Below are 20171 nucleotides of genomic sequence, written 5' to 3'. Positions count from 1 at the left end.
GGTTTGAGGCAGTCGGGCAGGCGGCGGCGATTGTAGGGGCCTGCCGCAGCCGACAAGAAAGGTCTGCTCCCAAAGCCTGCCATTGCAATAACGGGCAACGCAGCAGACCGCCCAAATCCGCGGATGCGCGAGGCGCGGCGCTGCGCTGCGATGCCATGCGCTGCGGCGTGCGCAGAGCTTTCATAATTCGCACCATGATCGTCTTGAAGAATGTCGTGCTGCGCCGGGGCAGCAAAGTCCTGCTCGATGGCGCCAGCGTCAGCCTGCAGCCGGGGGAGAAGGCCGCCCTGGTAGGCCGCAACGGCGCGGGCAAATCCACCCTGTTTGCGCTGCTAACCGGCCAGCTGCACGAGGACGGCGGCAGCTTTTCCATGCCGGCGGGCTGGCGCATTGCGCAGGTCGCGCAGGACATGCCCGAAACCGCCGCCAGCGCCACCGATTTCGTGCTCGGCGGCGATGCGCAGCTGCAGGCCCTGCAGGCGCGGCTGGCCGAGGCCGAAGCCGCCGGCGATGGCCTGGCCATGGCCCAGTTGCACGCCGAGCTGGCCGACGCCGGGGCCTACGACGCGCGCTCGCGCGCCCAGGCGCTGATCCTCGGCCTGGGCTTTGCGCCCGATGAGCTCGAACGCCCGGTCAACAGCTTCTCCGGCGGCTGGCGCATGCGCCTGCAGCTGGCGCGCGCGCTGATGAGCCCCAGCGACCTGCTGCTGCTGGACGAGCCCACCAACCACCTGGATCTGGACGCACTAATCTGGCTCGAAGGCTGGCTGGCGCGCTACAGCGGCACACTGCTGGTCATCAGCCACGACCGCGAATTCCTCGACGCCACCACCCAGGTCACGCTGCACCTGGAGCACCAGGGCCTGACGCGCTACGGCGGCAACTACAGCTTCTTCGAAGAGCAGCGCGCCCTCAAGCTGGAGCAACAGCAGGCGGCCTTCGCCCGCCAGCAGGAGCAAATCGCCCACCTGCAGCACTTCATCGACCGCTTCAAGGCCAAGGCCACCAAGGCCCGCCAGGCGCAAAGCCGCGTCAAGGCGCTCGAGCGCATGCAGCGCATCGCCCCCGTGCTGGCCGAGGCCGAGTTCAGCTTCAGCTTCAAGGAGCCGCTGGCCCTGCCCAACCCCATGCTCAGCGTGCGCCAGGCCGACATGGGCTACCAAAGCAAGGACGGCAGCGAGCACAAAACCATTCTGCGCGGCGTCAAGCTCTCGGTGCAGGCCGGGCAGCGCATCGGCATCCTGGGCGCCAACGGCCAGGGCAAGTCCACGCTGATCAAATCCATCGTCGGCGACATCCCGCTGCTGTCGGGCGAAATCATCCAGGGCAAAGGCCTGGCCATCGGCTACTTCGCCCAGCAGGAGCTGGACGTGCTGCACGCTGGCAGCAGCCCGCTGGAGCACTTCATCCGCCTGGCGCGCCAGTACGGCGCCCAGCCGCCCAACCCCGCGCGCGAACAGGATTTGCGCAACTTCCTCGGCGGCTTCCAGTTCAGCGGCGACATGGTCGCCCAGCCCGTGGGCACCATGAGCGGCGGCGAAAAAGCCCGCCTGGTGCTGGCCATGCTCGTCTGGCAGCGCCCGGGCCTGCTGCTGCTGGACGAGCCCACCAACCACCTGGACCTGAGCACGCGCGAGGCGCTGAGCCTGGCCCTCAACAGCTTCGAAGGCACGCTGATGCTGGTCAGCCACGACCGCGCGCTGCTGCGCAGCGTCTGCGAGCAATTCTGGCTGGTCAGCCAAGGCAGCGTGCGCAACTTCGACGGCGACCTGGAGGATTACCAGCAACACGTGCTCGAACAGCAAAAGGCCCAGCGCGCCCAGCTCGAAGCCCAGCGCCCCGGCCAAGCCCAGGCCGCTGCCAGCGCCCCGCCGCCAGCCAACCAGCGCGAGCAGCGCCGCCTCGACGCCCAAAAGCGCCAGCAACTGGCCGCGAAAACCCAACCGCTGAAAAAAAAGCTGCAAACCATCGAGCAGCAACTCAACGACTGGCAGGCGCAGAAAACCACCCTCGAAGCCAGCCTGGGCGAACACAGCAGCCCGGCAGACTGGGCCGAAAGTGGCAAGAAAATCAAAGAGTTGCAAAGCGCCATCGACGATGCCGAGGAGCAATGGCTGAGCCTGTCGGAAACCCTGCAGACCCTGCAACAAGAGGCCGGGGCCTGAGTGCGCAGGGCACTTCAGCGCCGCGCGGGAAATTTTTCGGATTTTTTTGCGCGACCTGTCAACGCCCTGGCCGGGGCGGCGTTGAGGGATGCATTGTGATTTTTTGAGGATAGAGACATGAACACCCAAAGCACCCGCATCTGGCCCGACGACGAACGCGATCGCAAGCGCTGAGATAACCTTCTCACCAGCGCACGCGCTGCCGGGCCACGCTGAGCCGCCTCCAAACCCTGGCCAGCGACCCAATAACTCGAACAACAGTCCATGCACCATTTACACCCCGCCTCTAGGCGGGGTTTGTCTTTTCTGGAGTCACGAAAACCCGCAATATCCAGCTTTGCCCGTCCTACACGAAAACGGAGAGCCCATGCTCAAAATACTTCCTGCTCTGACGCTCGCCCTCATTCTCCCAGCCCAAGCAGACTCCTGCCCTGAGCCGGCAATCCTTGATGCAGCCTATACGCAAACCGGCCTACACGGCTTCAACGACGGCCTGCTCGCCGTCAAAAAAGATGGACTCTGAGGCTTTGTGAATCGCGAAGGCCGCCTCGCCATTGCCGCCCAATTCGAAGAAACACAAGGCTTTTCCGAAGGCAAGGCCGCCGTCAAGCTCAACGGAGTCTGGGGCATTATCGACAGCAACGGAAAAATCCTCGTGCAGCCGCGCTATCAAAATGCCCGTCGCTATTTCAGCGGGCTGCTACCGGTCAGCAAAAACGGTAAAGACTATCTCGCGCTAGACCACCATGGGCGCGAAACCGAGCTACCACGATGGGACGTCCGCCCCGACACCCCGCTGCACAAATTTCACACCGAAGATTTCAGCAAAATCGGCTACAAAGACCACAATGGCAACATCGTCGTCGCCGCGCTCTATGAGCGGGGTGTAAACCATTTTTCCGAAGGCATGGCCGCCGTGAGAAAAAACGGCCTGTGGGGCTTCATCGACGCCGAAGGCAACGAGCGCATTGCCCGCGTTACACCCTCCCCCAAGGACAATGGGACATTGGCTTCAGCGACGGCCTCGCCAAAGTCGCCCTCGATGGAAAAGTCACGTTCATTGACACACAAGGCTGCACCATCTTGCAGCAAAAATAGCGGATTCCTATCAGCATGCAAGGCTTTTCTCGGCAAAAAGCCTCAACTTTAGAATGTGTGTCATCCGGCCCCTATAAAAATGCGAATGCATTTTTATGAAATCGCAAACTTTCGCATCCCAAGCCATCCGGCCGGGCAAATATTGGTCAAGCAACGCCAGCTCGCATCCTCAGTGCTTGCTTCAGCGCATGAATAAGCCTCATGCGCCTCAGCGGTCCGTCACTTCCACCAGCTCGGCGGGCGTGGCGCCCATGTGAAAGACACGGCAGCGCATGTCCAGCAACACGCGCTTTTGCGCCTCGGCCTGCTCGCGGTTGAGAAAGACAAAGCGCACCTCCTTCAGTGGCTCGCCCTTATCCAGCCGCTTGTTGAAGCGCCAGCGCAAAATCTGCGCCACTTCACGCGGGGCAATGTCAATGCCTGGATCGGCCCAGGCGGTCACATCCAGCGTCTGCGTTTCGGCCTGGTAGTGCATGGACTGGATGATGCCTTGGCCTTGCTGGAAATAGTCTTGCTCCTCGGGATTCACAGAAAAACCCGTCATGCCACTGGCCAGCGCTCCGTAGGTGGTCAGCTTCGGCTTGGCTGCACGCGCCATTTGCCATTGCGCGGGGTATGTTGCCTGCTTGAAGGCCAACTCATCAATGATCGCAGGCGCGCGGCCCACCAGCATCCGCCCATCCCCCAGATCACGCTGCGTGGACCAGGCTTGCCAGTACACCGATGGGTCTTCGTAAGCGGCCTCCACCTCGCTCTTGCGCACGATGCGAATCAGATCACCGATATAGGCCAGCGGCGGGCTGGGGGCAAAGCCGTTACGACCCCGATCCATCACCAGATCCAGCACATCGAAGTGGTCACAGAGAAAGTCCACCAGCGAGTGGGCCGCTGCAAAACTGGTTTGCGCTCGAGACAGCGCTTGATCATCCAGAAAGTCGGTTAAATCCAGGGCGATGCAGTGAGCGTGGCCAAAGGTATTTCTTTGCTTGTCACCACGCCGTTGCTCGTCGTAGGTAAGCAGGAAAACTCTCCCGAACTGATCTGGTGAGGAGAAAACCAAGTCTCTTAAAGCGGGGTTGGTGTATATGTCCGGCGTGGGCGGGCCTTCTTTTTCGGTTTTGCCGTACTCCAATTTTCCATTGGCCTTCAAGTTGTGTGCAGGCATCCACTGTTCAATCAGCGCAGTCGCCACCTCGGCCAAAGTGTACCGAGGCGACAAGGCGCATTGCATGCGAATCAAAAATGGGGACCTCATTTTTACTGCCATAAAAATCAATATTCCAATTGGGCTCCACTCTACCCAGAATAATGGCTTTCAGCGTGGCTTTGGAGGCAAATGATCTGCCACCCTGAAGCACAGCTTTCGGTTATTCGGATTGGCATAAATATCTCGAATGGGCGCTTTTTAGGTCTCAACCCATTTTTCGTCGCGCTCGTAATCAAAACCACCCTTGGCCACGAATTGATGCTCAGGCCTCCATTTTTCTAACAGGGCTGTGGCCACATCTGCCAAAGCGTACTTGGGTGCCAGTACGCAGCGAATGCTGATGTGATGGGGGTTTCTGACATGCTTCATTTGCTTGAAGGCTCCAATGTGATGGCCCGCTTCAATGGCTTGCCGGCAGTCTGCGGCCCATCCCCAATCGATTCTTTCCCTCCCCCGCGCCAAGATGCTGAAGCGGTTTTGAGACGCGATCGATCAGGCAGCAGGCCTGCCGCCAGGGCAGGCGGCCTCATTCGCCCAGGTAGGCCGCGCGCACTTTGGGGTCGTGCAGCAGTTGCGCGGCTGGGCCTTGCAGGATGACCTGGCCCGATTCCATGACGTAGCCGCGCTGGCTCAGCTGCAGCGCCAGTTTGGCGTTTTGCTCGATGAGCAAGATGGTCACGCCCGATTGGGCGATGCCGCGCACGACTTCGAAGATTTTCTCGACCATGATGGGCGCCAGGCCCATGGTGGGCTCGTCCAGCAGCAGCAGCCGGGGCTTGGCGAGCATGGCCCGGCCCATGGCCAGCATTTGCTGCTCGCCGCCCGAGAGGGTGCCGGCCGTCTGGCGGCGGCGCTCGGCCAGGCGCGGGAACATGGCGTAGACCTGCTCGGTGTCCTGCGCGATGGCGGCCTGGTCGCGGCGGCTGTAGGCGCCCATGAGCAGGTTTTCCTCGATGGTCAGCTGCGGGAAGATGCCGCGCCCCTCGGGCACCATCACCAGGCCCTGACGCACCAGGGTGTAGCTGGGCTTGCCAAGCAGGCTTTGGCCCAGGTAGCGGATGTCGCCGCTGGCGGCGGGCACCAGGCCGCAGATGGCGCGCAGCGTGGTGCTTTTGCCCGCGCCGTTGGCGCCGATGAGGGCCACCAGTTCGCCCTGGTGCACGTGCAGATCGAGCTGGCGCACGGCGCGGATGCCGCCGTAGGCCACGTCCAGGCGCGAAATTTCCAGCATGGGCTGCTGCCCAGCGTTGGCGGTCGCCGCCGCCGCTGTTGCGGTAATGGTGTCAGCCATGGCGCGCGCCCTCCTCGCTGGCTGTGGCGGCCGCGTCGCTGGCGGGCAGCAGGCCCAGCTCCTGCGCCGCGCCCTTGCCCAGGTAGGCTTCGATGACGGCCGGGTTGCGCTGCACGGTCTGGGGCTCGCCCTGGGCCAGCACTTTGCCGTATTCCAGCACCAGCACTTGATCGCACAGGTTCATGACGAGTTTCATGTCGTGTTCGATGAGCAGCACGGTGATGCCGCTGGCGCGGATTTTCTCGATCAGCGCGCGCAGCACCAGGGTTTCCGATGGGTTCATGCCGGCGGCCGGCTCGTCCAGCGCCAGCAGCGTGGGCTCGGTGGCCAGCGCGCGGGCGATCTCCAGGCGGCGCTGGTCGCCATACGAGAGCGAGGCGGCCACTTCATTGGCGCAGTGGGCGATGCCCACGTAGTCCAGCAGCTGCAGCGCGCGCGCTTCGATGCGCGCTTCCTCGGCGCGGGTGCGCGGCCCGCGCAGGATGGCGCCCAGCACGCCAGCGCGGGTGCGCAGGTGCTGGCCGATCATGACGTTTTCCAGCGCGCTGAGGCTGGCAAACAGCCGGATGTTCTGGAAGGTGCGCGCCAGGCCCTGCTGGGCGATCTGGTGCGGCTTGAGCCGCGTCAAGTCCACGCCCTGGAACAGGCAGCTGCCCGCCTCGGGCACGTACAGCGCGGTCATGACGTTGAACAGCGTGGTCTTGCCCGCGCCGTTGGGGCCGATCAGGCCGAAGATCTCGCCCTGGCGGATGGTGAAGCCCACGTCATCGAGCGCCTGCAGGCCGCCAAAGCGCTTGCTCAGGCCGCTGGCCACGAGCAGCGGCTGGCCGATGGCCGGGCGCGCCGGGCTGGCGCTGGCTGCAGTGGTGGTGGTCGATGCCTGCATCATGCTCCGCCCCCCCTTTGCTGGTTGGCGTGCAGCTCACGCTTGCGCACGGCCGAGGGCCACAGGCCTTCGGGGCGGAAGATCATCACCAGCACCAGCGCCAGGCCAAAGAGCAGCATGCGAATGGCGTCCGGGTCGATCACCACGGCGCCAAACAGGCTGTGCTGCAGCGGCTCGACCACGGCGCGCAGGAATTCGGGGAACACGGCCAGCAGCAACGCGCCAAGGATCACGCCGGGCACGTGGCCCATGCCGCCGAGCACCACCATGCACAGGATGGCAATCGATTCGGTCAGGCCGAAGCTCTCGGGGCTGACGAAGCCCTGCATCGAGGCGAACAGGCAGCCGGCCACGCCGCCAAAAGATGCGCCCATGGCAAAGGCCAGCAGCTTGATGTTGCGGGTGTTGATGCCCATGGCCTTGGCGGCCACTTCGTCTTCGCGCACGGCCTCCCAGGCGCGGCCGATGCGCGAGTTCTGCAACCGCACGCAGATGAAAACGATCAGCAGCACCAGCGCCATCAGCAGGTAGTAGTACTTCTCCGGCCCGGTGATGCGCCAGCCCAGGATGGTCTCGGCCCGGCCGAAGGCGAAGTCGCCAACGCGGAAGGTGTCGATGCGGTTGATGCCCTGCGGGCCGTTGGTGATGTTGACCGGCGCATCCAGGTTGTTCATGAAGATGCGGATGATTTCGCCAAAGCCCAGCGTGACGATGGCCAGGTAATCGCCGCGCAGGCCCAGCACCGGAAAGCCCAGCAACATACCCGCCAGCGCCGCCAGCATCACGCCCAGCGGCAGCACCACCCAGAACGGCAGGTGCAGGCCAAAATGCGGCGAGGCCAGCATGGCCCAGACGTAGGCGCCCACGGCATAGAAGGCGATGTAGCCCAGGTCAAGCAGCCCGGCAAAGCCCACGACGATGTTCAGCCCCAGCGCCAGCATCACGTACAGCAGCGCAAAGTTCAGAATGCGTACCCAGCCCTGGCCGGCCACGCTGCCCAGCACGAAGGGCAGCACCAGCAGCACCGCGCCGATGAGCAGCGTGCCCAGCCAGACGCGGGCCGGAATGGCCCGGCGCTGCGGCGCGCCGGGCTCGGGTCGGGAGGAAGTGGATACAGCGCTCATGCCCGGTCTCCTGCACGCTCACCCAGCAAACCGGATGGGCGGAAAATCAATACCGCGATCAGCACGATGAAGCTGAACACGTCCTGGTAATGGCTGCCGAACACGCCGCCGGTCAGATCGCCGATGTAGCCCGCGCCCAGGGCCTCGATCAGGCCCAGCAGCAACCCGCCGAGCATGGCCCCGGGCAGGTTGCCGATGCCGCCGAGCACCGCCGCCGTGAACGCCTTGAGGCCAAGCATGAAGCCCATGGTGTACTGGGCCACGCCGTAGTAGGCGGTGATCATCACGCCGGCCACGGCCGCCAGGGCCGAGCCGATCAGGAACGCAGCGGAGATCACGGTATTGATGTTCACGCCCATCAGCCCAGCCACCTCGCGGTTTTGCGCCGTGGCGCGCATGGCCGTGCCCAGCCGAGTCTTGAGCACCAGCAGCAGCAGCGCGCCCATGATGAGCGCGGCGCTGGCGATGATGCCGATCTGCAGCAGGCTGATGCGCGCCTGGCCCAGCTGCAGCACCACCGGCTCGATGACGTGCGGGAAGTTCAGATAGCCGCGCCCCCAGAACATCATTGCCAGGTTCTGGATGATGATGGACACGCCAATGGCGGTGATGAGCGCCGCCAGCCGTGGCGCGCGGCGCAGCGGGCGGTAGGCGTAGCGCTCGGCCGTCCAGCCGATGGCCATGCACACCGGGATGGCCGCCAGCAGCGCCAGGCCCAGCAGCGCCAGCGCCGGCCAGGCCGCGCCGCCGCCGGCCAGCGCCAGCACCACGCTGGTGGCCACCATGGCGCCCACCATGACCACATCGCCATGCGCGAAGTTGATCAGGCCGATGATGCCGTACACCATGGTGTAGCCCAGCGCCACCAGCGCATAGACGCTGCCGACCGTCAGCCCGTTGATGATTTGTTGCAAAAAGGTATCCATGCGGGAGCGCTCCAGGCCCCGGGGCCGCAGCCGGCCACAGCGAAGAAAACGACGAGAAGAAAAAAGACGAAAGAAAAGCGCTGCCAGGGCGAACCCATCCATCAGAGCTGCCCGCTGCCGCCACGCAAAGTGCGCAGCGGCAGCGGGCAGCTCAGTGCATTGAGGTCAATGCGGCGGCGGGCTTATTTGGCCGAATCCACCATGGTCTTGACCATTTCCCACTTGCCGTCCTTGACTTGGTAGATGGTCACCGACACCTCATTGAGGTCGCCGCGCTCGTCGTAGGCGATGTTTTCGCTGGTCGCGCCGCTGCGCTTGAGGCCGGCGAGCTTGCTCAAATACTTCTCGGGCTTGGCCGAGCCGGCCTGCTGCATGGCGCTGATCATGTTCCAGGCGCCGTCGTAGGCATAGGGCGAGTACACGCCCGGCTCCTTGTTGAAGCGCTTCTTGTAGGCCTCAGCGAACTTGCCGCCCTGGGCCATGCTGTCGATGGGCACGCCCGCCAGCGAGGCATAGGTGCCGTTGGCCGTGTCGCCGGCCAGGCGCAGGAAGGTGTCGCTGCGCGTCATCTCGCCCGAGACCAGCGGGGCCTTGATCTCCAGCGTGGCCATCTGGCGGCGCATCGGGCCCGATTGCGCATCCAGCCCGCCAAAGAAGATCGCATCGGCGTTCTTGGCCTTGATGTTGGTCAGGATGGCAGTGAAATCGCTGGCCTTGTCGGTGGTGTACTCGCGCGCCACGACGGTGCCGCCGGCGCGCTGCACGGCCTTGGCCACCTGGTCGGTCAGGCCCTGGCCATAGGCGGTGCGGTCGTCGATCAGGGCAATGTTCTTGGCGCCCAGGTCCTTGACCATGAACACGCCCACGGCCGCGCCCTGCTGGGTGTCGCTGGTCATCATGCGGAAGGTCGTGTCGTAGCCCTGCTGGGTGTACTCGGGCGAGGTCGCCATGGCAATCTGCGGCAGGCCAGCGTCGTTGTAGATGCGCGAGGCCGGGATGGTCGTGCCCGAGTTGAAGTGCCCCAACACGCCCTGCACGCCCTCATCGACGATTTGCTGGGCGACCTGCACGGCCGTGCGCGGGTCGGCCTGGTCGTCCTTGGAGACCAGTTCGAACTGGGCCTTGGAGCCATCGAGCTCGATGCCCTGCGCATTGGCCTCCTCCAGCGCCAGCTGCAGGCCGTTGCGCATGTCTTCGCCATAGTGGGCCTGCGGGCCCGTCAGCGGCGCGGCAAAGCCCAGGCGCACGGTCTCGGCCTGGGCCGGGGCGGCCAGCGCACAGGCTGCGGCCATGCTGGTCGCCAGCAGTTTGAATGTCGTCTTCATGGTCGTTGACTCCTTTGATGCAAGGTGAAAAGCCCACGGGCATGGCCGCAGGCATGGCAATGAGGGAAGCGATTATGGCCTTGACGGGGTGCGCCGCAGGCATAGCCAAGGCGCGCTCATAGGGAAAGCGAGGATGCCCTCGCCCTGCCATCCGGCCTTCAGAGGCAGCCGTAATCCCTCCATGGCCACAAATGCCTTGCGGCATATTGCGAAAAGGTGAAAAATCCAAAGGCCGCTTTGCAGCAGCCCCTTCGGGGCAGCTCGGCATTGCTCCAAAAGCATTGCCTCAATGCCCAATCAAAATACAAAAACCATACCAATCAAATTCATTCTTGATCAATGAAAATGTTTTTATACCCCCATGGATTCAAGATGACTTCATCCAACATTCTGCACAAACCATTCCTGGCAGGCGCATTCCTGAGCATTTTCGCTGGAGTGACGATCGCGCAAGTACAAGTGTACAAATGCGGCAACACCTACAGCCAGACCCCTTGCGGCCACAATGCAGAAAAAATCGTGGTGACTCCGGCCTACCAATCGCCGCAACAGACGGACCACCAAGATTCCTACACGCCAACGAGCCGAACCGAGAAGCTGCACCAGCAAATTCGCGCCAGCCAAGACAAACGGCGGCTGCATGACTTGCAAAACCATCTGATTCCCAACCTGAGGCGAAAAATCGCCGCAGACACCGAGGCATGCGAGAAATCCATTTCTGATCGGGACAGAAGCAAAATCTATTGGCTGAAAAATGTGGCCAAGCAAAACAAAAAAGAAATGGAAGAAATGCTCAATCAATGCCAAAAGAAGGCCGATGCCATGACGGCCAAGCTGCGCCGCCTGGAGGAAGAGGCGCAGAGCTTGTCCTTATCAAAATAATTTCCAAGAAGTCGGCGGCATAGGGCTGCCTTCTTGCCTCTTGCTGCCTGCATTTTTACAAGCATTCATCATAAGACAGAATTTTTCAACATCCAAAACAAGAGACTTCTCGGGGAATCAAAATGCCTTCATTGAATTTTTGCCACAAAAATTTCTTGACCGGCGCATTGCTGATTGCTCTCGCTGAAGCTGCAGGCTCACAAGTTTACAAATGCGGAAATACCTACAGCCAGATTCCCTGCGGGGAAAACTCACAAAAAATAGCGATTACCTCGACCAGCCCATCGCAGCAACCATCAGATGGTCAAGGTGTCCAGCCACAAACAACCCAAGCCGAGAAGCTGCGCCAGCAAATCCGCGCCAGCCAAAACAAGCGGCGACTGCATGATTTGGAAAATTACCTGATTCCCAACCTCAAAAGAAAGATTGCCGCAGACAGCGAGAAATGCAATCAAGCCATTTCCGATCTAGAGAGCAGCAAGATCTATTACATGAAAAATGTCGCCATATTGAATGCCAGAAAAATGCATGAGATCACACAACAATGCCAAAAAAAGGCCGATGCCATGACAGCCAAGCTGCGCCGCCTGGAGGAGGAGGCGCAGAGCTTGTCCTTATCGAAATAATCTCCAAAAGGCAGGATGGGCCAGGGCTGCTTTTTGCGCTTTGCAGGCCATGCCCAAACACTTCTTCTCATTCACACCGTGATCTTGATCAAACCCTCAGCCATGCCCTGATGGCGCGTCGATGCTCATCAGGCTGGCATTGCCGCCAGCAGCGGCCGTGTTGATGCTGATGGCCACTTCGCGCAGCAGGCGCTCGTGGCGGTAGTGCGCGCCCTGGGCCAGTTCTTCAGCGCTCAGGCCCTGCACTGCCAGCAGCGGGCCGCTGCGCTGGGCGGCTTCAGTTTGGAAGGCCAGCAGCTCGTCGGCATCGCCCTCGAACAGCGCAGCCTGCAGCGGCAGCGCGGCGATCTCCTCAGGGCGGCACCAATGCAGCGCCACGTCCTGCGCGGCATGGCCGGGCGGCGGCGTCCCTTGCGCCGTCCCTTGCATCCATTGCGCGTACAGGGCGCGCAGCGCCTGGGTGTCGGCCAGCACCATGCCATTGCCCGATTGCGCGCAGGCCAGCCACTGGCGCTGCAAGCCCAGCAAGCTGCGCGGCAGGCACCAGACCTGGCCGCGCGGCAGCAAGCGGTAGCGGTTGAGTTCGCCAGTGGGGCCTTGCAGCGTCCACTCTGCGCCGGGGCGCAGCACTTGCGCGCCAGGCTGCGGCCCGCGCACCAGGCGCGGCAGGTACAGCGGCCCGCCGGCCTTGGGGCCGGTGCCCGAGAGGCCCTCGCCGCCAAAGGGCTGCACGCCGACCACCGCGCCAACGATGTTGCGGTTGACGTAGAGATTGCCGGCGTGAATGCGCGCGCTGACCTGGGCGATGGTTTCGTCCAGCCGGGTGTGCACGCCAAAGGTCAAACCAAAGCCCAAGGCATTGATTTGCGCAAGCAGCGCATCGAAGTCGCTGCGCGGGTAGCGCAGCACGTGCAGCACCGGGCCGAACACTTCGCGCTGTACGTCGGCCACGCGCTGCACCTCGATCAGCGTGGGGGCCACGAAAGTGCCCTGGCGGCACACGGCATCGAGCTGCAGGCGCTGCACGCCAAAGCCGGTCTCGCGCATCTGCGCCACGTATTGCTCGATCTCGGTCTGGGCCTGGGCGTCGATCACCGGGCCGACGTCGGTGTTGAGCTGATCGGGCCGGCCCACGCGCAGCTCCTGCATGGCGCCGCGCAGCATCTGCAGCAGGCGCTCGGCGCAGTCCTCCTGCACGCACAGCAGGCGCAGCGCCGAGCAGCGCTGCCCGGCTGAGTCGAAGGCCGAGCTGAGCACGTCGGCCACGACTTGCTCGGCCAGCGCCGAGGAGTCGACCACCATGGCATTGATGCCGCCGGTCTCGGCAATGAGGGGGATGGGCCTGCCGTGCTCGTCCAGCCGCGCGGCCAGGCTGCGTTGGATGGTCTGTGCCACGGCGGTGGAGCCGGTGAACACCACGGCCTTGACCTCAGGGTGCGCCACCAGCGCCGCGCCCACGGTCTCGCCCGGCCCGGGCAGCAACTGCAGGGCGTCGGCGGGCACGCCGGCGCGGTGCAGCAAGGCCACGGCCTGGGCGGCGATCAGGCAGGTTTGCTCGGCCGGCTTGGCCAGCACCACGTTGCCCGCCGCCAGCGCCGCAGCAATCTGGCCAACGAAGATGGCCAGCGGGAAGTTCCAGGGGCTGATGCACAGCACCGGCCCCAGCGGCGCGCCTTGCAGCGGCTGCGCGGGCGGCAGCGCCTGCAGGCCAGATGCAGCGGGCGCGCCGCCCTGGGCCGGCGGCGGCTGCAGCCCCAGCTGCCAGCCCTCCTCGGCCTGGCGCGCGTAGTAGCGCAGAAAGTCCACGGCCTCGCGCACCTCGGCGATGGCGTTGGGCAGGGATTTGCCGGCCTCGCGCACCAGCAGGCCCATCAGCGGCTGCAACTGGTCCTCCAGCCACTGCGCCGCGCGCAGCAGGGCCTGGGCGCGCTCGGCCACGGGCGTGGCCTGCCAGATGGGCGCGGCGGCCACGGCGCGCGCCACGGCCTGCTGGGCCTGCTCGGGCGTAGCCATGCGCACATGGCCGACGAGGTCGAAGCGGTCGGCCGGGTTGCGCACTTCCTGCAGCGCTGGGGCGCCCTGCACGTCATCGCCAGCGGCGCCGGCCGGCTGCGCCAGCCAGCGCTGCTCGGCGCTGGCCAGCAGCGCGGCCGAGAGCGAGCCCAGGCGCTGCTCGTTGCTCAAGTCCAGGCCCATGGAGTTGCGCCGCCCCTGGCGCTGGTACAAGTCCACCGGCAGCGCGATGCGCTCGTGCGGGCGGCCCAGCGGCTGCAGTTGCAGCGCGGCCTGCACGGGGTCGGCCACCAGCTGCTCGATGGGGATGGACTCGTCGCCGATCTGATGCACGAAGGAGCTGTTGGCGCCGTTTTCCAGCAAGCGCCGCACCAGGTAGGCCAGCAGGGTTTCGTGCGAGCCTACCGGCGCGTAGATGCGGCAGGGCCGCCCGAGCTTGCCCTGCGCCACGGGGCCGACGACCTCTTCATACAGCGCCTCGCCCATGCCGTGCAGGCACTGGAATTCGTACTGGCCGGGGTAGTAGTTCTGCCCGGCCATGTGGTAGATGCTGGCCAGGGTCTGCGCGTTGTGCGAGGCGAACTGCGGGAACACCGCATCGGGCGCGGCCAGCAGCTTGCGCGCGCAGGCCAGGTAAGCCACGTCGGTGTGCAGCTTGCGGGTGTAGACGGGGTAGCCTTCCAGGCCGTCGAGCTGGGCGCGCTTGATCTCGCTGTCCCAGTAAGCGCCCTTGACCAGCCGCAGCATCAGCCGGCGGCGGCTGCGCCGCGCCAGCTCGATCAGCCAGTCGAGCACGAAGGGCGCGCGCTTCTGATAGGCCTGCACGACAAAGCCAATGCCATTCCAGCCCGCCAGGCTGGGCTCCAGGCACAGGCGTTCGAGCAAATCCAGCGAAAGCTCCAACCGGTCGGCCTCCTCGGCGTCGATGTTCAGGCCCACGTCGTACTGCCGCGCCAGCTGCACCAGCGCCAGCAGGCGCGGGTAGAGCTGCTGCATGACGCGCTCGCGCTGCGCGCGGCTGTAGCGCGGGTGCAGCGCCGAGAGCTTGACCGAGATGCCCGGCCCCTCGTAAATGCCCCGGCCCTGCGCGGCCTTGCCGATGGCGTGAATGGCCTGCTCGTAGGACTGCAGGTAGCGCAGCGCATCGGCCTCGGTGGCTGCGGCCTCGCCCAGCATGTCGTAGGAGTAGCGAAAGCCTTTTTCCTCCCACTTGCGGCTGTTGGCCAGCGCTGCGGCAATGCTCTGGCCGGTGACGAACTGCTCGCCCATCATGCGCATGGCCGTATTCACGCCCTGGCGGATCAGCGGCTCGCCGCCCTTGGCGATCAGGCGCGTGAGCGCCGCGCCCAGGCTGCGCTCGCTGTGCACGGCCACCAGCTTGCCGGTGATCATCAGCCCCCAGGTGGCGGCATTGACGAACATCGAGGGCGAATCGGCATGGGCCTTCCAGTCGCCCTGGCTGATCTTGTCGCGGATCAGCGCATCGCGCGTGGCCCGGTCGGGGATGCGCAGCAGCGCCTCGGCCAGGCACATCAGCGCCACCCCCTCCTGGCTGGAGAGCGAATACTCCTGCACCAGCGCCTCCACCCCGCCGCTGCGCTTGAGGCGCTTGGCGCGCAGCGCCTGCGCCAGGCGCGTGGCCAGCGCGCGCACCTGCTCGGGTTGCTGGGCGCGGGCGGCCTCGATCAGCACCGGCAGACACTCGGTCTCCGGGCGGCGGTAGGCGGCCGTGATGGCCGCGCGCAGCACCGATTGCGGCTGCACATCCTGCGCCAGGGCCAGAAACGGCGCGCTGCTCTCCACCAAGGCCGGCAAGGCCGCCGCCTCGGCATCGCCACTGGGCTGCGCCGCGCCCTGGCCCTGCTGCTGCCAATAGGCCAGCTCCGGCGGCAGCACGCCTTTTTCGATGGCCTCGATATAGGCCAGCAGCGCCTGCTTGTGCAGCCAGTGCGGCGAGCAGCCCAACTGCTGCGCCGCCTGGCGCAGGCGATCACGAATGCTTTCATCGACCTTGATGCCCAGCGTTGTTCCCATGGCGTTTCACCCATCCAAACCTTGACAGGCCCAGGATTGTAGGAGGGTTAACCCATCAACCCATTGGAGTTAACCCTTGATGAAAACCAGTAGCACCGGCGCTTTTTTCTGGCGCAGACAAGGGGTTTTGAAATTGGGTTGGCCAAGCGGTTTTTTGACCGAAAACACCTCCGCAACACCCAATCTCAACCAACCCTCAATCTCAACAATCCCAAAACCAAAGCCCCCAGGCAAAGAGGCCTTTGCCTGGGGGCTTGGCTGGGGCTTGTCTGGGGCTTGGCAATGCGCGGGGCGATCAGGCCGCCCCGGCTGCGCCCTCCATCCAATCAGTCGTCGCGCTTTTCGCGCAGCACGGCGCCGGTGCGCGGATCCAGGCGCAGATCGACCCGCAGCCCGGCCGGGTTGATGGCCTCGGCCTCCCAATAGCCGTCGTCGAAGTCCAGATCGTGAATGTGGCGGTAGCCCGCGCGCTGCAGGCGCGCAATCACCTCGCTGGCCGGCAGAATGCCCTGCGGGCCCAAGGCCGGCGGCTGCACCTGCGGCGCAACTGGCGACCGGTGGCGCTCGTCATCGCCCACCTCGCTGAGCAGCTCCAGCGTCACCGGGTGCAGCGTCAAATCCACGGGCACGCCACGGCGGTTGATGGCGTCGGCCGTCCAGAAGCCGTCGTCCATCTCCACGTCGTGCACCTGCTGGTAGCCCAGGCTGTGCAGGCGCTGCAGCACGTCCTGCACCGAGGCGATCTGCGCCTGGCTGGCGGGGTTGCCCACTTCGGCCACGCGGCCGGCGCCGTCGAGCAGCAGCTGCACGCGCGTGCCGCCCTGGGTCGTGGCCTCGGCCGTCCAGTGCTGGTGCTTGAATTCCAGATCGTGGATGGCCACATAGCCCTGGGCCGTCATGGCCTGCAGCGCCTGCGAGGCATTGCCTGCGGCCTGCGCCGCGCCGGCCAGCAGCGCAGCGGCCAGCAGGGCGCCAGCGCGGCGGGCGCGCACAGTGTTCAGGGCAAACGGGAATGCGGTGTTCATATGGGTTTCCTTTCTTTCAGAGGTGTGAATGCAGCCTTGCTGCAGCTTTGCAAATGGCATGGGGACGATTGTGAAAACCCCTGCCTAAACACCGCCTGAAGCAAGAATTCATCATTGGTTTAGACTGCCGCCCCCACCATTGCCGCCCATGCCTGCCCGCTGCCTTTCTTGCCCCCCTCGCGCGCCCGCGCGCCCTGCCCTGCCAGGGCCTGCCGGGGGCTTTGCCGTGCCCTGGCTGCGCGCAACCACGCTGGCCTGTGCGCTGACCTGTGCGCTGGCCGGCGCGGCGCCGGCCGCAGCGCAAACCGACCAGCAGCGCAGCGTGCGCGAGGCCGTCTCCAGCGGGCGCTACAAGCCGCTGGCCGAGATCCTGCGCATTGCCGAGCAGCACATCCCCGGCCGCGTGCTGGAGGTGGAGATGGAGACCAGCCGCGTCTACGGCCCGGTCTATGAGATCGAAGTGCTCGACCACAGCAACCGCAAGCGCGAGATCAAGCTCCAGGCCGAAACCGGCCAGCTCGTGGAGCTGGACGACACGCCCGTGGCCCAATCCGGGCTGATGCCACTGCCGCACATCCTGCGCCAGCTGGCGCAGCAGCACCCGGGCCAGGTCGTCGAGGCGGAGCTGCAAACCTCGCAACAGCAGCAGGCGGTGTACGAGCTCAAGCTGCTGCAGCCAGACGGCCAGCAGCAGGCGCTGGTGGTCGATGCGCGCAGCGGCGCCATCCTGCGCGGCGCGCCCAACCCTGGCCAGGCCGCCGGCCAGATGCTGCCGCTGGCGCAGATCCTGGAGCGGCTGCTCGATCAATTCCCGGGCACGGTCATCGAGGCCGAGCTCGAACGCGAGCGTTCGCACAGCGGCGATACTTGGTACTATGAAATCGACATCCGCCTGCAGCAGGGCGGCACCATGGAGCTGCACGTGGATCCACACAATGCCGCCGTGCTGCGCCAAAAGCGCAAGGAGTGATCCACATCACCGGCATCGCTGCCTGCACCGCGCGCCGGCGCGCTGCCATCCACCCCATCGTCCAGCCCCATCGCCCAGCCCATCCACCCCCATCACCGCATGCGCATCCTGATCGTCGAAGACGATGCCACCCTGGCCAGCCAGCTCCAGCAAGTGCTCACGCAGGCTGGCTTTGTCGCTGAACACACCGCCGATGGCCAGGAGGCCGTCTTCCTGGCCGAGACCGAAAGCTACGACGCCGCCGTGCTCGATCTGGGCCTGCCCGGGCTGGACGGCATCTCCGTGCTGCGGCACTGGCGCGAAAGCGGCTGCCACATGCCGGTGCTGATCCTCACCGGGCGCAGCCGCTGGAGCGACAAGCTCGCGGGCTTTCAGGCCGGCGCCGACGACTACCTGACCAAGCCCTTCATGCAGGAAGAAGTCGTGCTGCGCCTGCGCGCTCTGCTGCGCCGCAGCCAGCCGCTGGCCAGCCAGGGCGGCCAGGGCGGCGACACCGTGCTGCGCTCGGGCAGTCTGGAGTACGACTCCATGACGCAGCGCGTGTACGTGGACGGCCAGCACATCGCCCTGACGGCGCAGGAGCTCAAAATCCTGGCCTACCTGATGCACCGCCCAGGCGCCACCGTCACCCGCACGGAAATCAGCGAACACGTGTACTCGCGCGATCTGGACCCGGACTCCAACTCGCTGGACGTGCTCATCGGCCGCATCCGCCGCAAGATCGGCGCGGCCCGCATCGAAACCCAGCGCGGCCTGGGCTTTCGCCTCGTCGATCCGCAGCAAGCGGCCGCCAGCCCCGCCACCAAGGAAAGCCGGCCGGCATGATGCAGCGCCTGGGGCTGACGGCCCGCCTGCTGGCCCTGGGCCTGCTGCCCAGCCTGGCGGCGCTGCTGCTGCTGGGCGCGCTGCTGCAGGCCAGCATGCGCGAGAGCCTGCACGGCGGCCTGGCCCAGCGCCTGGGCGACAGCGCCGACCGCATCCAGGCCCATCTCAGCCTGGGCGCAGACGGGCAATGGCGCTACGGCGACACCACCCCCAGCGGCGCCTTCAACCAAATCTTCTCCGGCGCGTACTGGGTCTTGCAGGCCCCGGGCCAGACCCTGTATTCGCGCTCGCTGTGGGACGCCAGCCTGCAACCCCAGGCCCCCGCCGGCCGCAGCGGCCTGCTGCGCAACCGCGACCCGCGCGGTCGCGCGCTGCTGGGCCTGGAGCGCCGCATCGAACAAGACGACCAACAGGCCACGCTGCGCGTGTACGTGCTGGCCGAGGAGACCGACCAGGCCCTGGCGCGCATCCAGCGCATCCTCTTCATGGGGCTGGGCGCGCTGTTCATCGGCGCGGCGCTGACCACCGCGCTGCAAGTGCGCTGGGGCCTGCGGCCGCTGGCGCGCCTGCAGCAACGCCTGGCCGGCATGCACGATGCAGCGCCCACAGGCCACGCATCCACAGCGGACAACAACCCCGCGGCGCTGGGCAGCGGCTACGGCCCCGACCTGGACCCGCTGGCCCATGAGATCGACGCCCTGCTCGAGCGCAACGCGCGCATGCTGGCGCGCGGCCGCGCCCACGCCGCCGACCTCAGCCATGCACTCAAGACCCCGCTGGCGCGGCTGAGCGCGCAGGCCAGCCAAACCCCGCAAGTGCCCAGCCCCCTGGTGCTGGCCCAAGTGCACAGCATGAACGGCCTGATCGAGCGCCACCTCAGCCGCACCAGCAGCAGCGGCGACGCACACGCCGCCGGCGCCAACCGCCAGGCCGTGCCGGTGCACGAAGTGCTGCAGCAACTGGTGCAACTGATGCAGCACATCCGCCCGGAGAAAAGCCTGCACTGGCAGCTCGACGCCGACCGCAGCGCCCAGGCCCTGCACTGGCGCGGCGACCGCGCCGACCTGGAGGAAATGCTCGGCAACCTGCTGGACAACGCCAGCAAATGGGCCAGCCGCCGCGTGCACATCCAGCTGCAGGCGGCGGCCCCCGCCAACGCCCCCGCCCCGCCCCGCCTGCCGCTGTGCATCACCATTGCCGACGACGGCCCCGGCATCGCCGCCGAACACCTGCAGCACGCCGGCCAGCGCGGCCAGCGCTTCGACCAAAGCACGCCCGGCAGCGGCCTGGGCCTGTCCATCGTGGCCGACATCGCCCACAGCTGGGGCGGCCAGCTGCAACTCAGCCCCAGCCCCGCACTGGGCGGCCTGCAGGCCCAGCTCTGGCTGCCCGCCTGAGGCCCCACTGCGCCCGGCCCGCAACACCCACACGCCCCATCCCCAAAACAGCCAAGCCCGCTGCGCCTGCCCCACACAGGCGGGCGGGCATTGGCTCGTGTGGCGCGGGGCAAGGCCAAGCCACAGGCGCTTCAGGCAAGCGCGCCGCTGCACACACAACCACATCCAGCCTGCCAACCTTTTTGCCGCAAGGCGCCCATGTCTCTAAAAAATTAGCAAGCACTATACTTTTATTAGCAAATGCTATAGATTCGCGTTTTCTGAATCTGCCTACCCCCCCTTGTTGCAGGCGGGGCCGCACTGGCCGCAGGCACGCATGGCGTGGCTTCGGCCAGTGTGGCGTTGGGCTTTTCCTCTTTCTGCATCACCCCCAAGGA

General features: G+C 65.5%; 16 protein-coding genes. 8 read left to right on the top strand and 8 right to left on the bottom strand.

Annotated features, from left to right (window positions below):
- Positions 1-194 precede the first annotated feature (194 nt).
- The 3 genes from CK625_RS02000 (at position 195) to CK625_RS01995 (ending at position 3315) form a co-directional block, all read left to right on the top strand.
- Positions 195-2165 carry an ABC-F family ATP-binding cassette domain-containing protein gene (locus tag CK625_RS02000; protein ID WP_095538572.1) on the top strand — a complete coding sequence of 657 codons (1971 nt, stop codon included), beginning with the start codon at positions 195-197 and terminating at the stop codon, positions 2163-2165.
- Between the two features lie 367 nt (positions 2166-2532).
- The gene (locus tag CK625_RS13855) at positions 2533-2688 is read left to right on the top strand and encodes a hypothetical protein (protein WP_172425057.1); all 156 of its coding nucleotides are present in this window, start codon (positions 2533-2535) and stop codon (positions 2686-2688) included.
- 6 nt (positions 2689-2694) lie between these two features.
- A complete protein-coding gene (locus CK625_RS01995; protein ID WP_095538571.1) occupies positions 2695-3315 on the top strand; it encodes a WG repeat-containing protein in 621 nt (206 codons plus the stop codon).
- A 156-nt stretch (positions 3316-3471) separates the two neighbouring features.
- On the opposite strand, the gene CK625_RS13525 is transcribed toward CK625_RS01995, so the two are convergent.
- The 6 genes from CK625_RS13525 to CK625_RS01965 form a co-directional block, all read right to left on the bottom strand.
- Positions 3472-4503: a hypothetical protein gene (locus tag CK625_RS13525; protein WP_143326142.1), complete on the bottom strand. Its 1032-nt coding sequence runs from the start codon at positions 4501-4503 to the stop codon at positions 3472-3474.
- Between the two features lie 493 nt (positions 4504-4996).
- Positions 4997-5761, bottom strand: coding sequence for an ABC transporter ATP-binding protein (locus tag CK625_RS01985; protein ID WP_095538569.1), 765 nt, complete (start codon positions 5759-5761; stop codon positions 4997-4999).
- Positions 5754-6650 carry an ABC transporter ATP-binding protein gene (locus tag CK625_RS01980; protein WP_238945459.1) on the bottom strand — a complete coding sequence of 299 codons (897 nt, stop codon included), beginning with the start codon at positions 6648-6650 and terminating at the stop codon, positions 5754-5756. The genes CK625_RS01985 and CK625_RS01980 overlap by 8 nt, the downstream gene beginning before the upstream one ends.
- Positions 6647-7771: an ABC transporter permease subunit gene (locus CK625_RS01975; RefSeq protein ID WP_095538568.1), complete on the bottom strand. Its 1125-nt coding sequence runs from the start codon at positions 7769-7771 to the stop codon at positions 6647-6649. Before CK625_RS01975 ends, CK625_RS01980 begins: the two co-directional genes overlap by 4 nt.
- Entirely contained in the window at positions 7768-8697 is a 930-nt protein-coding gene (locus tag CK625_RS01970; protein WP_095538567.1) for a branched-chain amino acid ABC transporter permease, read from the bottom strand. The genes CK625_RS01975 and CK625_RS01970 overlap by 4 nt, the downstream gene beginning before the upstream one ends.
- Positions 8698-8879: 182 nt before the next feature.
- On the bottom strand, positions 8880-10022 hold the full coding sequence (locus CK625_RS01965) for a branched-chain amino acid ABC transporter substrate-binding protein (RefSeq protein WP_095538566.1): 1143 nt from the start codon (positions 10020-10022) through the stop codon (positions 8880-8882).
- A gap of 372 nt (positions 10023-10394) precedes the next feature.
- Between CK625_RS01965 and CK625_RS01960 the strand changes: the two genes are divergently transcribed.
- On the top strand, positions 10395-10904 hold the full coding sequence (locus CK625_RS01960) for a hypothetical protein (RefSeq protein ID WP_095538565.1): 510 nt from the start codon (positions 10395-10397) through the stop codon (positions 10902-10904).
- A gap of 122 nt (positions 10905-11026) precedes the next feature.
- Complete coding sequence (locus CK625_RS13520; protein WP_143326141.1) at positions 11027-11530, top strand: hypothetical protein; 504 nt, start codon at positions 11027-11029, stop codon at positions 11528-11530.
- Positions 11531-11626: 96 nt separating this feature from the next.
- Here the strand turns inward: CK625_RS13520 and putA are convergent, their stop codons facing one another.
- Together putA and CK625_RS01945 are read right to left on the bottom strand one after the other, a co-directional pair.
- Positions 11627-15577, bottom strand: a complete 3951-nt coding sequence (gene putA / locus CK625_RS01950; protein ID WP_095538563.1) for a bifunctional proline dehydrogenase/L-glutamate gamma-semialdehyde dehydrogenase PutA — start codon at positions 15575-15577, stop codon at positions 11627-11629.
- Between the two features lie 326 nt (positions 15578-15903).
- Positions 15904-16602 (bottom strand): PepSY domain-containing protein, encoded by a 699-nt coding sequence (locus tag CK625_RS01945; protein ID WP_172425056.1) that lies wholly within the window; start codon positions 16600-16602, stop codon positions 15904-15906.
- 226 nt (positions 16603-16828) lie between these two features.
- Here CK625_RS01945 and CK625_RS01940 point away from each other — a divergent pair, with 226 nt between their 5' ends.
- The 3 genes from CK625_RS01940 to CK625_RS01930 all read left to right on the top strand — a co-directional run bounded on the left by CK625_RS01940 (position 16829) and on the right by CK625_RS01930 (position 19794).
- Positions 16829-17572 carry a PepSY domain-containing protein gene (locus tag CK625_RS01940; protein WP_172425055.1) on the top strand — a complete coding sequence of 248 codons (744 nt, stop codon included), beginning with the start codon at positions 16829-16831 and terminating at the stop codon, positions 17570-17572.
- A gap of 99 nt (positions 17573-17671) precedes the next feature.
- Positions 17672-18397, top strand: coding sequence for a response regulator transcription factor (locus CK625_RS01935; protein ID WP_095538560.1), 726 nt, complete (start codon positions 17672-17674; stop codon positions 18395-18397).
- Positions 18394-19794, top strand: a complete 1401-nt coding sequence (locus tag CK625_RS01930; protein ID WP_095538559.1) for a sensor histidine kinase — start codon at positions 18394-18396, stop codon at positions 19792-19794. The genes CK625_RS01935 and CK625_RS01930 overlap by 4 nt, the downstream gene beginning before the upstream one ends.
- The last annotated feature ends 377 nt before the right edge of the window (positions 19795-20171 follow it).

This window comes from Vandammella animalimorsus, assembly GCF_002285265.1.
Taxonomy (GTDB): Bacteria; Pseudomonadota; Gammaproteobacteria; order Burkholderiales; family Burkholderiaceae_C; genus Lampropedia.
Note: the sequence above shows the minus strand (reverse complement) of the source record. Positions and strands in the feature narration are given on the sequence as shown.